Consider the following 15807-nt stretch of genomic DNA (forward strand, 5'->3'; position numbering starts at 1 on the left):
CTGAACCACAAAGACGACTGCGCCCACCGCAACCACCAGCAGTAGGCGCAGTCGCGTAAGCCCACCCCGCTGCGGGTAAGCCGTGGAGCCCGCCGATAGATCGGCTGGCTGCATGGGGGCGTTCGAAGATTCGTCGATCCAGGGAGAGTGCGTGCGGAACAGGATATGGCTGATGCTTACCGCGGCAATTCTGTCGGAAACGGCCGCGGCTCTGTCCATGAAAGCCGCGCTCGATGCGCCCATATGGTACGTCGTGGTCGTCGCCGGGTACTGCATTTCGTTCGTGTTGTTGTCTTTGATTCTTCGTGCAGGCGCGCCGGTCGGAAAGACCTATGGGATTTGGGCAGCGTCGGGAATTGCATTGACTGCCGTCTCTGGAACCGTCCTGTTCGGTGAACCGTTGACCGCCACCATGATCGTCGGGATCGCATTCGTCATCGGGGGCGTTTTGCTGGTCGAGTTCGGCTCCGGTCGGGCACGAGAAGGAGTCTCCGGATGACCTGGTGGCTGTTGTCCGGCGCAATCGCCTCAGAGGTCGCTGCCACGCTTGCACTTCGTGCGTCCGAGGGCGGGCGTAAGAGAATTTGGTTTCTCCCAGTTGTTTCGGGATACGTGATCGCGTTCGCCCTGCTGTCCGCAACACTGTCGGCCGGCTTGGCCGTCGGTGTCGCGTACGGAATCTGGGCTGCCTGCGGCGTAGCACTGACCGCTGTCGCTGGGCGTCTGTTGTTCAAAGAGCCGTTGAACTGGGTCATGGCAGCTGGTATCGCTGTGATCATAGGTGGAGTACTGCTCATAGAAACAAGTTCGATCACTCTCTGAGCGCCTGCCGGGATCGGTTGCGGTACCAATACACGCTGCACTGGAGAACCCGGTCGAGACGACGTGCCCCGCCCAGCGATGACCTCGCCCGCCGGTGCCTTTTCACGTGCGCGGTACACGGGCCGGGGTCTGCTCGAACACCTCCCGCAGTGCCTGAACTGCGGCCTCGATCGACGGCCGACTGTTGTCGGCGCGCCACAGCGCGTAGATCTCTCGGCGCAGCGGTGGATCGACCGCCCTGATCGCGACGTTCTCGGGAACGTGCACCCGCGCCAGACGTGGCAACAGGGACGCTGCGAGGCCGCTTGCGACAAATTCGAGCTGGGCCGCGAACTCTGGGACCTCGTACCTGATGAGCGGCTCCACGCCACGAGTGCGCAAGGTCTGCACCAACCACAGATGAAAGGACTCACCCTTCCTCCACGTTGTCCAGGGCATGTCGGCCAGGTTAGTCAAATCGACTGTCTCGGAACCGGATTCAGGGTGGTCGGCCGGCAGAGCGACGTCAGCGACATCCTCGTGCACGAGCGTGTGGCGCGTGCCCTCCGGCAACCGCAGAGGCAGCGTGACCCAGCTGTCGACCAATGCCACGTCCAGGTGCCGGCGCTCGATGTCGCGCAACAGATCCTCGGCATCACCGGCCACGAACGACACCTCGAGTCGGGAGTGCCGCTCGCGCAGCACGGCCAACGCCCGGGGTATCACCGAACGCGTCGCGGAGGAGAACGACCCGATCCGCAGCTCTCCTGCCACGTCGACGCCCAGCGACGCGATCTCGGCCTCGGAGGTAGCGATCAACGCCAGGATCTGTTGCCCGCGCTGGGCGAGAACACGCCCCGCCTCGGTCAGCTGCACTCCGCGCCCGGCCTGCGTCAACAGTTCGACGCCCACCTCGCGTTCGAGCTTCGCCAGCTGTTGTGAGACGCCCGAGGCGGTCACATGCAGCTGACGGGCAGCTTCAGCGACCGAGCCATGCTCGGCGACACTGCACAGCGCACGTACCCGCTCCACGTTCAACACAGTAGCAATACTACTCCTTTAAAGTCACAAACATTCAATTGTGCTTTATCTTCTCGCTACCGAGAATGGACATGTGAGTATCGACATCGCTTCGTCCAAGACATCTTCCGCCGCGCCTCGGCCAATCCCCGTCGATCCGCGAGTTCTCGTGCTCGCCGGAACGCTGGCGATCTCGTCGACCGGCATCTTCATCGGACTCGCCGACGTCTCCCCTGCCACGGCGACCTTCTTCCGGTGTGTGGTGGCGCTTCCTGTCCTCGCGGTCCTGGCACGGAGAGAGCTCGTCCGCCGCGGCCGCCCACCGGCGCGTTCGGTGCTCATGCACGCAATCGGTGGACTGTTCCTCGGTGTTGACTTCGCACTGTGGTCGCAGTCGATCTCGCTCATCGGCGCCGGTATCTCGACCGTCGTGATGAGTGTGCAGGTGGTCGTCGTTCCCGTGCTGGCATGGATGATTCTGCGAGCACGGGTACCCGGGCAGTTCGTTCTCGCTGTGCCCGTGCTGTTCGTAGGCATCGCCCTTGCCTCCGGTGCGGTGTCGAATCCGCACGACCAAAGTCTCGTTCTCGGTGTGGGTTTGGCGCTGGGGTCCGGGGTGGCGTACGGGGTGTACATCTTCACCGCGGGGCGCGATCGGGACGGTGCGCACTCCACGACCGGGGTCCTGGTTTCCACGGTCACCGCAGGAGTGTCCGGGTCGATGGTCGGCTCGATCTGGGGCGCAGTGGACCTCACCCCAGGGTGGAGGGCGGTGCCGTGGCTGATCGCTCTCGCCGTCGTCGGCCAGGTCCTCGGGTGGATGCTCATCGGACACGCACTGCCGTCGTTGCCGTCGGAAGTGGGGGCAACGTTGTTGCTGGTCCAGCCGGTATTGACGGTCTTGCTCGGTGTGCTGATCTTGCGTGAGAAGCCAACGATGATGCAGTTCGTGGGCTGTACGGTGGTCGTGATCGCGATCTGGGGTGCCACACATCGCCGCCCGGTCGAGCACTCGTGGGGTTCGAGGTTTTCCACCGGACGGGCGAGGTGACGCCGCATCTCGCCGTTTGCCCGTTCGAGCGCCGAGGAACGGATGTCACCCGAGCACGCCTTGAAGTGGACCAGCTAGTTCCACGGTACGGACGGCGACGTCACGGCCCATCAAGGCACGGCGAATCGCGACTACACCTGCGCTATTCGCCGACGCGGCTCTCGGGTTTTGCCGGACGGCGTGAATACTCGACCAGTCGATGACGCACCGCTGGTTCGACGCAGTCTCCGGCTGATCCGTTCAATTGCTCTCGCAACCGTCGGCGGTACTCACCCATTCCGAGTCCGAACTCGACGAATACGTCCGATGCCGACGCTCCCCCGAACGGCTCCCACACGACAGCAAACGCAACCAGCGGATCACTCGATTGTTCGGAAACCACTGCTCAACACCTCTTCCCGACGGCGTCAGTCAGCAGATCACCAAGGTTCAGGAGCGAGTCCTTGCGTGAAAGTCCATTGTGAATTCGTCGGAGCTTCTGGACCCTATTACTGGTCCCACTACCTCGTGGATCGAGTGACACTGTTCGGAAGACTCCGACGCGTTCACAAGAGGACGAGAGCCGTGTGTGAAGTCCGACCGATGTCGCCGTCGCAGCTGAATTCGAACAACATCTCGGTGAATCGTGTAGCGGGCGGTCCCGAGGTGGAATCATGTAGTGGAGGCTCACGAGGCCGCCACGGCGTCGGCGATGGCCTTACCGAGGGTGTCGGTGCCGGCCGAACCACCCATGTCCGGAGTCAGGGTATCCCCGCCTTTGGCCAGAACTGTTTCGACTGCCACGAGTACTGCTGCGGCAGCGCGGTTTTCGCCGAGGTGCGTCAACATCATGGAGGCGCACCAAATTTGGCCGATAGGGTTGGCGACGCCTCGGCCGGCGATATCGGGAGCCGAGCCGTGCACGGGTTCGAACAAGCTCGGGAAGCGTCGCTCCGGGTTGATGTTTGCACTCGGCGCGATGCCGATGGTGCCGGTGCACGCCGGTCCGAGGTCGGACAGGATGTCGCCGAAGAGGTTCGACGCGACGACGACGTCGAACCAGTCGGGATGCAAGACGAAGTTCGCCGTCAGGATGTCGATGTGATATTTGTCCACGCCGACGCCGGGATAGTTGGTGGACATCGCCCGCACGCGCTCGTCCCAGTACGGCATGGAAATCGAGATGCCGTTGCTCTTCGTGGCCGAGGTGAGGTGCCGCTTGGGTCGGCTCTGCGCAAGATCGAAGGCGTACCGGAGGATTCGGTCGACGCCGACGCGCGTCATGACCGTCTCCTGCATCACGATCTCGCGCTCGGTGCCCTCGAACATCTTGCCGCCGACGCTGGAGTACTCCCCCTCGGTGTTCTCTCGCACGACGTAGAAGTCGACGTCACCGGGCTCGCGGCCGGCGAGCGGGCTGCGCACTCCCGGCATCGACCGGACCGGCCGCAGGTTCACGTACTGGTCGAACGCCCGCCGGAACTGAAGCAGACTGCCCCACAGCGAGACGTGATCGGGCACCACATCCGGCCAGCCGACTGCGCCGAAGAAGATTGCGTCGAACCGTCGAAGATCGTCGAACCAATTGTCGGGCAACATCTTTCCGTGTTGGGAGTAATAGGCGGCGCTGGAGTGATCGAAGTGTTCGTAGTCGAGGTCGAAGTCGAACGCAGAGGCGGCGGCGTCCAAAACGCGCAGACCTTCGGGCACTACTTCTGTGCCGATGCCATCACCGGGAATGACGGCGATGCGGTGAGTGGTGGACATACTGAAAATCCTTACGGAAGGGATGGGCGGGTTGGCTTGCCTGAGCGGGTCATCGAGCTGCGGTGACTACCGCTTGCGGCAGCAGGATCCCCGGAAGACAACTGAGCATTCGGGCCGCACGGTGCGGGCCCGCGACGGTGAGCACTCGCTGTTCCTCGGTTCGTCCAGCGCCGCTGACACGGTCGGCAGATTGATCGTCAACGGGTCGTCGTCGGGGTGCGCCACCTCGACGCTGAACTCCCCGAGTGGGCCCGGACATGGAACGTATCGTCACGCGCGGTAGGCAGTCGACGCATCGACGTCACCCGTGAACGCTGACAAGGAGGCGTTTTCGGCCCATTGGGTTGGTCCACGTAGCGGGTTCGGCCTCCCAGAACGGGCCTGCCAGTCGGTTGCCGATCACGCCGTGCACACAACAGACGTTACGCGAATGCTGATTGTCTGACAATCATTAGTTCGTCAGTGCTTTAATCTCCTGCAGCGAACGTCCTCGTGGGCGCTCCCCAAGAAGGAGAAATACTGTGCCACAGGGTCACGAAGAACTGTCCGACGACGAAAAACACCTCGCATCACTCGGCTACACCCAGGAGCTGAATCGCTCCTGGTCGAGCTTCAGCAACTTCGCCATCTCGTTCTCAATCATCTCCATACTGGCGGGCTGCTTCACCTCGTTCGGGCTCGGCTGGAACAATGGGGGGCCTGCCGCCATCGCCTGGGGTTGGCCCATCGTGTCGGTGTTCATCCTGTTTATTGGACTGTGCATGTCCGAACTGGTGTCGGCCTACCCCACCTCAGGCGGCATCTACTGGTGGGCAAGCAAACTCGGAGGCGCCAAGGCCGGCTTTTACACCGGCTGGCTGAACATCATCGGCCTCATCGCCATCCTCGCGTCGACGGCCTACGGCGCGGCGACGTTCCTCGACCTCACCCTCGGCACCTTCAGCGAGACGTGGCTGGCCGGGTACAGCCTGACGAGAGTCTTCGTCATCTTCCTCGTGATCCTGGCTATGTCGGCGACCATCAATATCTTCTCCTCGCACCTACTGGCCGTCATCAACAACATTTCGGTTTGGTGGCACGTGGCGGGCGCAACCTGCGTCATCGCCATCCTCATCGTGGTACCCAAGCAACACGCCAGCCTGTCCGACGTCTTCGCCAAGACCGTCAACAACACCGGAATGTTCAACGGTGCCACGTCCGGGGTCGGCTGGCTGATCTTCGTACTGCCGATCTCGGCGATCCTTACCCAGTACACGATCACCGGCTACGACGCGTCCGCGCACATCTCCGAGGAAACCAAGGGCGCGGCCGACGGAGCCGCCAAGGGAATTTGGCGGGCCATCGTCTACTCCGCCATCGGCGGCTGGATCCTGTTGCTCACCTTCCTGTTCGCAGTTAACGATTCGGATGCGGTGTCCGCGGGTGGTGGTGCGGTCGCGGTGATCTTCAGCCAGGCGATGAGCTCGCCGTGGGTGGGCGTCGTGTTGCTGATCTCGACGGCTGGTCAGCTGTTCTGCCTCACTGCCATCCAGACCAGTAGTTCGCGGATGCTGTTCGCGTTCAGCCGCGACCGCGCGGTACCGGGTCATCAGCTGTGGTCGAAGGTCAGCAAGAACAAGATTCCTGCCAACGGCGTGATCGTCACCGCCGCGCTCGCGGCAGTCATCACGTTGCCGGCGCTGGTCGAGGTCGACGTCAACGGCGCACCCGTTCCGGTCGCGTTCTTCGCCGTAGCCTCCATCGGCGTCGTCGGCTTGTACCTGTGCTTCGCTGTGCCGATCTACTTCCGCTGGAAGGCCGGTGACTCGTTCCCCGTCGGCAAATGGAATCTGCGCGGTCACCACAAGTGGATGGCACCCGTCGCGCTCGTCGAGATCGTTGTCACCTCGATCATTGCCATGTTCCCGACCTCGTTGGGCGGTGTGCCGTGGGACCCGAGCTTCGAGTGGAAGTTCGTCAACTACACCCCGCTACTCGTCGGCGGCGTGCTGATCCTGCTGTTTTTCTACTGGCACGCGTCGGTGAAGAAATGGTTCACCGGACCGATCAAGCAGGTCACAGCCGTTGCCGGAGAACTCGACCTCACTTAGAGCGCTTACCCGCGGTTACATGCACCGGGCCACTCGTGCCTTGACGCTCAGGGGCCCGGTGCTCTCAGCCGGACAGTTCTGGAAGGTCGACGTCAGAAAAGGGCAGTTTCGACGGCGTCACCCTCGTCGACTGTGATCGTCACCGATTCCCGATGAGGGCCAACGTCTTGCTATGTCCTCCGTTCGAAACCCACTGTGGCGAGCCGACTACTGACATCCTCACCTTTGAACGGTCGGCAGCGTAAACGAACTGACATTGCGTTCCGCCGATCATCGGTTCGACTCTCCGATTCGATGCTCCCGTCGACCAGCCCATGCCGTGCGCGTGATTCGATAGCCATCCGCCAACGGAACCGAGTCGAAAGCACCGGATCCGGCGGTGCCGGCGCGCTCACGTCGACGGACGGTGTCGTCGTGGAGACGGTGACCGACATTCGCACTCTGCGAACGTTCACGACCACCGATCCCAGTGAGCCCGCCGCTGTTCACTCTGCCGACGACAAACGAGAACTCTCCGTCACCGCCCGAAACAGAAGTTCCTGATCGACAGCACGAATACGGGTGGAAACGCTCGAAAACTCAGAAGCAGTGATCTCTGGTAATCGAGGACTTCCATGTGGCCACGGACAGCAATGGCACATGCACGCAACCGACCCCATTCAGAGAACCGACCATGTTAATCCCAGGTAAAACGGCTGGCAAGAGCCTCTCCGTGAGATCTACGACACGCTCACTGCCAACTATCTCTTGACTCTCAATCACACTGGCCCATACAGTCATTGTTGATTGATGGACAATCAAGTGATCGACCATCGGCGAGAGGCAAACGTAGCCGTGATAGCACCAGACCCGACAACTGGCACTCATCCGTCGGGCTCCGATATGTATCGATTCGACGACAAGGTTCGTGACCGACGCCGCCGCGACTTGTCGCGTACCGCGCGATGGTTCCTGCTGTCAGTCGCCTCGAGGTCCCGAATTTACGCGCGTAGCGTGCGGCGCACTACCTCAGAGGAACACAGTATCGCCGCCGCACTGGCGGACGAGGCCGGCCTGCGACCACAGCTGCCGACACTGCTGCCCTCGGGCTACCAACTGGACCGTGCCGCTGCGTTCGCGTCGGGGGGTGGCGTGGAATTCTCCTTCAGGTCCGCCGACGGCGGGCGCTTCTTCCGGCTCACCCAGCGGGCATGGTTCGTCCCACTGGCCGAGGAGCTTCGGGTAACCAACCTGCCTCACACTCGGATCCCGTTCAGTCGCAACGACATACACGTCATCCACGGCGAGTGCTACGAAGAGCCGATCGACGACGGATTTTGGCATTCCACCCGCTGGGCATTTGCCTGGCAGCACGGTCCGCTCATCACCCAGATCCGCTGCGTGCGCGATCAGGCACCGACCGCTACGACGCTGCTTCGCTGCCTACAAGAACCGTACGCACCACCTTTCACCGGGCACCTCTCACAAACCGAAAGAACTCAGAAATGAAGACTCCCAGTAAACTCAATCCGTTCAGCCGCAACTCGAGCAGTCCGTCGGACAAGTTCGTGATGAACCGGCGCCGCGCCCTGGGGCTGGCTGCCGGCGCAGCCGCCGCCACATTCGCCGGTAGTTCCTTGACTGCCTGCGCGAAAGAGGGCGGCGGCAGTGGCGGTTACAAAGTCGCCATGATCGTACCGACCTACGACGCCGTGCGTTGGAAGGCCGCGGACGGGCCCTTCTTCATCCAGGAGGCCCAGGCGCTCGGTATGAACCCGATGCCGATCCAGTCGTCGAACAACGATGTAGACCTGCAACTCAAGCAGGTCGAGAATGCGCTCAACCAGGGCATCGAGGGACTCGTGCTGGCACCGGTGAACGTCGACGCCGCGAAGGCGATGGTGCAGATGGCCAACAGCGCGGGAGTCCCTGTAATTGCGCACAACTATGTGGTTCCCGAGGCCAAACTTGCCGGAGTCTCCGCCCGGGACGGGATTGCGCTCGGCGAAATGCTCGGTGCTGCGATGGTTGCGATGGCCCCGGAGGGTAATTACGCCATTGCCAAGGGCGAAGAGGGCACCGATATGGCCCAGCTCAAGGCCGAAGGCGGGATGAACATCCTCAAGCCGATGATCGATTCCGGAACCATCGCGGTGGTGTCCGATCAGTGGAACCGGGCCTGGTCCGGCGATCTGGCGCAGAAACAGATCGAGCAGGCACTGACCATATCGGGCAACCAACTCGCCGGCGTCCTCTCCTACTGCGATTGCATGACCTACGGGATCGTCCAGGCTATCCGTGCCCAGGGACTCGCCGGCAAAATTATCGTCTCCGGCGAGGACTGCGAGCCCGAGATGCTCAAACTCATCCTCGGTGGCGACGCCCACGTCAGTGCCTGGACCGCCTTCGACCAGATGGGGCGCAACTCCGCGCAACTGCTCTTCAACGCCCTCGAAGGCAAGTCGTGGGACGGCGACACCTACGACAACGGCAGTGGGGAGACCATTCCGTTCTTCAAGACTCCCCTGCGGAACGTGACCAAAGACGGCGCGCTGCCCGACTCGATTTCGGTTGCCCAGTTCGTCGACGAGAACCCCTGGTGGACAACGCCCGCCGCAGTGGGCCTGTAGTCAGCCCAACCGCAGCATCAGACCAAATTCGATGAGGTGAGGAACCTTCAATGACAACAACTACCAATGACCCCACTCCTTCAGCACCACAGGCCCCACCGAAGGGCGGTGACGCACCTGGTCACCGCGGGTTCAACAGGTTCGGCGTCCCCGTAAGCCAATTGCGGGCACTGACCCTGATCGGTGTACTGATCCTGATGTGGTTGGTTTTCCAAGTGCTGACCGATGGGCTGTTCCTGACCCCACGGAACCTCACTACACTTACAGTTCAGGTTGCGATCACTGCACTGCTCGCCGCCGGCGTGGTCATGATCATGGTCTGCGGCCACATCGACCTGTCGGTCGGATCCTCGGTGGGGTTCTGCGCAGTGTTCTCGGCGCTGCTGGTCGATTCGACAAACGGCTTCGGGCTGTCGCTGTCGACGCCCGTGCTGATCCTGATGACCATCGGGGTCGGGATGGTGATCGGTGTCTGGCAAGGATTCTGGGTTGCCGTGCTGGGCGTTCCGTCCTTCATCGTCACCCTGGGTTCATTGCTCGGCCTGCGTGGGCTCGCCCTGGCCCTGACGGATGGTTCCACGGTGTCCGCGGGATCGTCGGTGTCGTTCATCTCGCAGACCTACCTGTCGACCTGGGTGTTCGTGCCGCTGATCGTACTGCTGTTGGCAGCGTTCATCTGGGCGAAGTACCGCGAATTCCGCGCCCGCCAGGATGCCGGCATCGAGGCCTCGATAACCTCCATCGTGGTGATACCGGCCGCGCTGACCTTTGTCGCCGCGCTGGCCGCGACCCTGGTCATGGCCTCTTACCGGGGCGCACCGTTACCGTCGGCCATCATGGTCGTGGTACTGGTGGTCGTGACATTCATGTTGGCACGCACCCGGTTCGGCCGGTCCCTGTATGCAATCGGCGGCAACGCCGAGGCGGCACGCTACGCCGGCATCAATGCCCGCAAACTGACCTTCATCGTCTTCGTTTTCATGGGTGTGCTGTACGGCATCGCCGGCCTGATGATGCTCTCGCGTTCCGGCGTCGGCAGCCCCAATGCCGGTGTTGGACTTGAACTTTCCGTGATCGGTGCGGCCGTGATCGGTGGCACCAGCCTGTTCGGCGGGGTCGGTACCGCCACCGGTGCCGTGTTCGGGGCCCTGTTGTTGGAGACGCTGATCAACGGCATGGGCCTGATGAACATCGATTCCTCGTACCAGATGATCGTCACCGGAGTGGTACTGCTGGTTGCCGTGTACATCGACATCCGGGGACGGCGCGCACATGCCTGACCAGTGGCCGCAACGGCACCTGCGGAGGGGCATCAACTGCGACCTCGGCGAGTCCTACGGCCGGCTGCGTGTCGGCCACGACGACGAGGTGATGCAATATCTGTCCACCGCCAACATCGCGTGCGGCTACCACGGCGGCGACCCGTCGACCATGCGGAGGGCCGCGGATTCAGCAGTGACACACGGTGTTCTCTGTGGTGCCCATCCCTCGCTACCCGATCTCCAGGGATTCGGCCGGCGTCGTCTGGATGTGGCTCCCGCCGAACTCACCGACATGGTGCTCTATCAACTGGGGGCGTTGCAAGCAGTGCTCACGGCGGCCGGCACCACCATGTCGCACGTCAAACCGCACGGGGTGCTCTACTCGATGCTGTGGGAACCCGAACTGGCGCACGCGTTCGCCGACGCGGTGGAGATCCTCGATCCCGGATTGCCGTGGATCGCCATGAAGAACACACCTACCTTCGAGATCGCCCGCCAACGTGGACTCAACCCGGTCGATGAATTCACTGCCGACCGCGAGTACACACCCGACGGCAAGCTGGTAATCACCCGCAACCCGGAACCGGTCGACATCGCCGAGATGAGTGACAGGATGCGCGACGTCGTATCCAGCGGCACAACGTCGGCAAACGACGGCAGCACCCGGCTGCATTTCGACGCCACCGTGGTCTGCATGCACAGTGACGGACCCAACGCCCCGGAAGTAGCGGCCGCATTGTGGTCGATCCTCACCGAGGACGGGCAACGCCCGTGGGAGGGTGGCGACCGGACGTGAGTGCAGACTCGGTAGTTCAGGACGCCGGTGAGATCCGCGTCCTGCCATGCGGTGAGCAGCATCTGCTGATCGAACTCGGCAGGACCGGCGGGTTGCGGATGAGTTTGCGCACCCTGCGGTTGGCGGAACTGATCGACGATGCAGCCATCGACGGTGTGACCGATGTGGTTCCAATGTTCGCGTCTGTGCTGCTGGGACTGGACCCGCTGGTGGTCGACGCCGAGACGGTGGAGCGGCGATGCCACGCGCTGGTCGAGGCGATCGGTGACGATATGGAACTGTCGCACCGGTCCCGGCTCGTCGAAATTCCGGTGTATTACGGCGATCCCTGGTCGGAAGCCTGTGTGCAGGACTACCGCGAGAAGGTCGCGCCGATCGAACACAACCCCACCTTCGTCGCCCGCTCCAACCGGCTCGACGGCTGCGAGGAACTCTACGAGCGGCACAGTTCCACCGAGCACTGGGTGGCTGGAGTGGGGTTCTGGCCGGGACTGCCGGACATGTTTCCGCTCGATCCGGACAAGAGGCTGTTCGTCCCCAAATACGACCCGCCGCGCATCTGGACGGTTCGTGGCGGTGTCGGTGTCGGTGGCGGTTTCACCTCGATCTACCCACTCGAGACCCCCGGTGGGTACCACCTGATCGGACGGACCCCTACGCCCATCTACGGTCTGGACCGGACAGCGCAAACAGGATTCGACGGATCAGTGGTGCTGTTCCGTCCCGGTGACCGAGTGCGGTTCCGCCGAATCGACGCCGACGAATTCACGGCGATCGAAGCGCAGGTCGACAACGGGGAATTCGAGCACACCACACTCGGGTCGGAGGTCTTCGATCTGCACCGCTACCACGAACAATACGGAATTCACCAGAACCACGGAGACGCAACATGATTCATGTGATAGCGCCGGGCCTGGAAACCACCGTCCAGGACTTCCCCGGTCGGCGTGGACTTCGTGCTGTGGGGATTCCGCCCTCGGGCCCGTATGACGATCGGTCCTTTCGAATCGGCAACGCACTCTTGGGCAACGCCGTGTCGGCTGCCGGCCTCGAGATTCAGCTCATCGGCCCCACTCTCAAGTTCGACGTGGCCTCGACGGTGGCATTGACCGGTGCCGTCACCGACGCGACACTCGACGGCAGGCCACTGCCCATGTGGCAGACGGTCGAAGTGCGGGCGGGACAGGTCCTGAACATCGGCACCGCTGTCCGCGGTATCCGTAGCTACCTGACGATCGCCGGCGGCATTCGCTCGACGCCGGTTCTGGGCAGTAGATCCACGTTCGTGCGGGCGGGCATCGGCGGGATCGGCGGCCGGGCCCTGGCTGCTGGCATGCAGATCCCGGTCGCCCGGACCGGGCCCGTGCCGCCGCGACTGCTTGCGCCGCCCGCAGTCCCCGACTTCGCCCATTACGTCGCCATCGACGTGGTACTCGGCCCACACAGCGACTGGCTGACTCCGGCGGGACACCGGGCTTTCCTCGACGCACCGTGGACGGTCACCGCTCAAAGTGATCGCACCGGATGCCGCTTGGTAGGTCCTGCGCTGGAATTCTCGGACCGCGCCCTGAACAAACCCCCGGACAACGGCGGCGACCCGTCGAATGTGGTGAACACCGGCTATCCACTCGGTGGGGTGAATCTGGCGGGCACCTCGCCGATCGTCCTACCGGTAGACGGACCCAGCCAAGGCGGCTTCATCACGCCGTATGTAATTGCCGGCGCATCGATGTGGCGACTGGCACAGGTACGTGGCGGGCATCAGATCCGGTTCACCGCCATCGACCGAGGCAGTGCCCGGAACCGTCTGATCGAGCACGAGAACGCCTGTGCCGGTGCCGAATATCTGGTGAAAGTCGACGAACTCACGACCGCCAGCGGTGCGGCATGACTGCGTCGCCCAGATCCGACCGGAAGAGATAGCCGGCATGGCCCCGATTGCAGTCATCGCCGACGAACGTCGACGAGGAACTCGAGCAACCCGCTCTAATCCTCTAGCTGCTGGGCGATCGTCCGGTCTCAGTAGTGCCCGACGCCGCGCGCGGCGGGTCAGCTGCTCCGCAATCCAATTCTCCGACAATTGACAGTAAGCAAGGTGTAACAAGATGACTGTTATGAATTCCGGCATCCGCGACCGTGCTGCCGAATCCCCCAGGGCCCCACTGCTGGCCGTATCGAACGTCTCCAAGGTCTTCGGAGGCACTCGCGCGCTGAAAGATGTCTCCCTGACATTCGGCGACTCCGAGGTGCACGCCCTGCTCGGCGAGAACGGCGCCGGCAAGTCGACGCTGATCAAACTCATAGGCGGGTTCTACCCCACCTCTGGCGCAACCGGCACCTTTCACCTGGACGGGCAGCCGGTCTCGTTCGACTCCGTCGGTGCCGCCGAAGCTCGTGGCATTTTCCTTGTGCCGCAGGAACTTCAGGTGGTTCCGGAGATGTCGGTGGCCGAGAACCTGCTGCTCAACCGGGAACCCACCAAGATGGGCCTGGTGGATCGGCGCGTCATGCTGAAGGAAGCCGTCAAATGGCTGACCACCTTCAAACTCGACATCGATCCCACCCAACTCATGCGCGAGTTGACCACGGCCCAAAAGCAACTCGTCAGCATCGCCCGCGCGATGAGCCAGGGTGCCCGGGTGGTGGTGCTCGACGAGCCCACCGCCGCGCTCACCGAATCCGAGATCGACGTCCTGTTCGACCGGATCAAACTGTTTCGCGACCAAGGCGTTCTGGTCATCTATATTTCGCACCGGCTCAAGGAGATCGCCCGCATTGCGGACAAGATCACAGTGATGCGCGACGGTCGGGTGGTCAAGAATGGAGTCACTGCACGAGATCTGGATTCCGCCGCGATCATCAAGGCCATGGTCGGCAAAGACATCGAGAACCTGTACCCCAAGCAGGTCTTCGAGCCCGGCAAGGTGCTGTTCGCCGTGCAGGACCTGCACGTCCGCAGCTCCATCCCCGGTAAGCCCGACGTGGTTGACGGCATCGGCTTCGAACTCCACCGCGGTGAGGTCCTGGGCATCTACGGCGTCGTCGGATCCGGTACCACCGAAACCTCACGCAGTTTGTTCGGGGTCAGCAACACCGCCTCGTCGGCGAGGTTCACCCGCGACGGCGAGACGGTGCGCATCGGTTCTCCTGCAGACGCCATGGGGTGCGGTATCGGCTACATCCCCGATGACCGCAAGAACCGCGCGATCCTGCCGCACATGTCGGTGTCGTCGAACATGTCGATCGCCGCACTGCCGTCGCTGTCGCGTTTCGGGATCATCCGCGCCCGCGACGATTTCGCCCTGTCCGCCAAGCACCGTCAGGGCATGCAGATCGCCGTCGCTTCCGTGGACCAGAAAATATCCGAACTCAGCGGCGGTAACCAACAGAAGGTCATAGCCGGTCGCTGGCTGGCCACGGATCCACAGGTGCTGATCATGCACGAACCCACCCTGGGCGTCGACGTGGGTGCCCGGGCACGAATCTACGAAACGATGAACGAATTCGCCGGCGAGGGACGCGGCATCCTTCTGGTCTCGTCCGATCTCTCCGAGGTCATGGGGATGGCCGACCGCATATTGGTGCTCTCGCACGGCCACATCACGGCCGAACTGAAGCGCGAAGACTTCAAAGAAGAAACAATCATGTCCGCTGCAATAGGAGAACACTCGTGACCGAGACAATCTGGCGCTAGCAGGTCTCGGTCACGGCCGCCAGGGTGCCCAACCGTCGCTGCGCCTTGGCGCGCCCCAGACGTCGACCGATGCCGTCATCTCGCACCTCGCGTAGTCGGTGACCTGCGGCAAGTACGAACCAAGCTCACCGCTGCCCGAGGTGACGTTGGTTGGCAAGTTCAACGCAGCCCGGGGCGCGGTCAGCGTTGGGCGCGCTTCCCGACGGGGCCTGACAGAAATTCACCCACACTGTGGCGCATTCGTCCGGAGCATCGGCGATAAGCGGGTCTGCGAGGCATTCGACCTGTTTCCCCTCCTGGGGTGCTGTGCGCTCGAAGCCGACATCGAGTTGCACTGAGCCATTGCCTCGAACTGCCGCGAAGAATTGCAACGTGACACGTGAAATCCGTTCGGATGGAGCCTATTCGGGCGATCAGCCTGACCAAGGTGCTCGACTCGGACATCTCGAGCCTGGCATCGGCGGTGTACAGCCCAACGAAGGTTCTCGCTGCCGCGAACTGGAAGGAACCCCCGATGACAAACACCCTCAGCTACACCACCGAGTGGTCCGGCCAGATCGGGCACAGCTCGGGTGACACGCGTCGCCACCGTTGCCACGCAGGCCCGCGGTTCGTGGGGATGAGCCGATGAACAGCCGATCGAAGGAAGACATGACTCAATCATTGTTCACTAGAACGCAGTTCGAACCCGATATCCATACCACTGCGGGTAAATTGGCCGATCTTCGTAAACGTCTC

General features: G+C 62.7%; 15 protein-coding genes. 12 read left to right on the forward strand and 3 right to left on the reverse strand.

Going from position 1 to position 15807, the window contains the following annotated elements; all coding sequences use genetic code 11:
- Positions 1-172 precede the first annotated feature (172 nt).
- A complete protein-coding gene (locus O4220_RS27415; protein ID WP_245154498.1) occupies positions 173-499 on the forward strand; it encodes a DMT family transporter in 327 nt (108 codons plus the stop codon).
- Positions 496-822, forward strand: coding sequence for a DMT family transporter (locus tag O4220_RS27420; RefSeq protein ID WP_269608704.1), 327 nt, complete (start codon positions 496-498; stop codon positions 820-822). The genes O4220_RS27415 and O4220_RS27420 overlap by 4 nt, the downstream gene beginning before the upstream one ends.
- A gap of 102 nt (positions 823-924) precedes the next feature.
- Here the strand turns inward: O4220_RS27420 and O4220_RS27425 are convergent, their stop codons facing one another.
- Positions 925-1842 carry a LysR family transcriptional regulator gene (locus O4220_RS27425; protein ID WP_135048051.1) on the reverse strand — a complete coding sequence of 306 codons (918 nt, stop codon included), beginning with the start codon at positions 1840-1842 and terminating at the stop codon, positions 925-927.
- 73 nt (positions 1843-1915) lie between these two features.
- Here O4220_RS27425 and O4220_RS27430 point away from each other — a divergent pair, with 73 nt between their 5' ends.
- The gene (locus O4220_RS27430; RefSeq protein ID WP_135048049.1) at positions 1916-2872 is read left to right on the forward strand and encodes a DMT family transporter; all 957 of its coding nucleotides are present in this window, start codon (positions 1916-1918) and stop codon (positions 2870-2872) included.
- A gap of 142 nt (positions 2873-3014) precedes the next feature.
- Here the strand turns inward: O4220_RS27430 and O4220_RS27435 are convergent, their stop codons facing one another.
- Both O4220_RS27435 and O4220_RS27440 read right to left on the reverse strand, forming a co-directional pair.
- The gene (locus O4220_RS27435; protein WP_269608706.1) at positions 3015-3254 is read right to left on the reverse strand and encodes a hypothetical protein; all 240 of its coding nucleotides are present in this window, start codon (positions 3252-3254) and stop codon (positions 3015-3017) included.
- A gap of 284 nt (positions 3255-3538) precedes the next feature.
- Positions 3539-4618: a tartrate dehydrogenase gene (locus O4220_RS27440; protein WP_269608707.1), complete on the reverse strand. Its 1080-nt coding sequence runs from the start codon at positions 4616-4618 to the stop codon at positions 3539-3541.
- Positions 4619-5139: 521 nt separating this feature from the next.
- On the opposite strand from O4220_RS27440, the gene O4220_RS27445 reads away from it, so the two are divergent.
- The 9 genes from O4220_RS27445 to O4220_RS27485 all read left to right on the forward strand — a co-directional run bounded on the left by O4220_RS27445 (position 5140) and on the right by O4220_RS27485 (position 15700).
- Complete coding sequence (locus O4220_RS27445) at positions 5140-6708, forward strand: amino acid permease (protein WP_269608708.1); 1569 nt, start codon at positions 5140-5142, stop codon at positions 6706-6708.
- Between the two features lie 993 nt (positions 6709-7701).
- The gene (locus tag O4220_RS27450) at positions 7702-8196 is read left to right on the forward strand and encodes a hypothetical protein (protein WP_167735621.1); all 495 of its coding nucleotides are present in this window, start codon (positions 7702-7704) and stop codon (positions 8194-8196) included.
- Positions 8193-9317: a substrate-binding domain-containing protein gene (locus O4220_RS27455; protein WP_167735620.1), complete on the forward strand. Its 1125-nt coding sequence runs from the start codon at positions 8193-8195 to the stop codon at positions 9315-9317. The genes O4220_RS27450 and O4220_RS27455 overlap by 4 nt, the downstream gene beginning before the upstream one ends.
- Positions 9318-9367: 50 nt before the next feature.
- Positions 9368-10597: a sugar ABC transporter permease gene (locus O4220_RS27460; protein WP_135048041.1), complete on the forward strand. Its 1230-nt coding sequence runs from the start codon at positions 9368-9370 to the stop codon at positions 10595-10597.
- Positions 10590-11375 (forward strand): 5-oxoprolinase subunit PxpA, encoded by a 786-nt coding sequence (locus O4220_RS27465; RefSeq protein ID WP_135048039.1) that lies wholly within the window; start codon positions 10590-10592, stop codon positions 11373-11375. Before O4220_RS27460 ends, O4220_RS27465 begins: the two co-directional genes overlap by 8 nt.
- Positions 11372-12268 carry a 5-oxoprolinase subunit B family protein gene (locus O4220_RS27470; protein ID WP_269608709.1) on the forward strand — a complete coding sequence of 299 codons (897 nt, stop codon included), beginning with the start codon at positions 11372-11374 and terminating at the stop codon, positions 12266-12268. The genes O4220_RS27465 and O4220_RS27470 overlap by 4 nt, the downstream gene beginning before the upstream one ends.
- Positions 12265-13266 (forward strand): biotin-dependent carboxyltransferase family protein, encoded by a 1002-nt coding sequence (locus O4220_RS27475; RefSeq protein ID WP_269608710.1) that lies wholly within the window; start codon positions 12265-12267, stop codon positions 13264-13266. Before O4220_RS27470 ends, O4220_RS27475 begins: the two co-directional genes overlap by 4 nt.
- A gap of 214 nt (positions 13267-13480) precedes the next feature.
- The gene (locus O4220_RS27480) at positions 13481-15049 is read left to right on the forward strand and encodes a sugar ABC transporter ATP-binding protein (RefSeq protein WP_269608711.1); all 1569 of its coding nucleotides are present in this window, start codon (positions 13481-13483) and stop codon (positions 15047-15049) included.
- Between the two features lie 414 nt (positions 15050-15463).
- Positions 15464-15700 carry a hypothetical protein gene (locus tag O4220_RS27485; RefSeq protein WP_269608712.1) on the forward strand — a complete coding sequence of 79 codons (237 nt, stop codon included), beginning with the start codon at positions 15464-15466 and terminating at the stop codon, positions 15698-15700.
- Positions 15701-15807: the final 107 nt, after the last annotated feature.

This window comes from Rhodococcus ruber (assembly GCF_027270735.1).
In the GTDB taxonomy this organism is placed as follows: Bacteria; Actinomycetota; Actinomycetes; order Mycobacteriales; family Mycobacteriaceae; genus Rhodococcoides; species Rhodococcoides rubrum_A.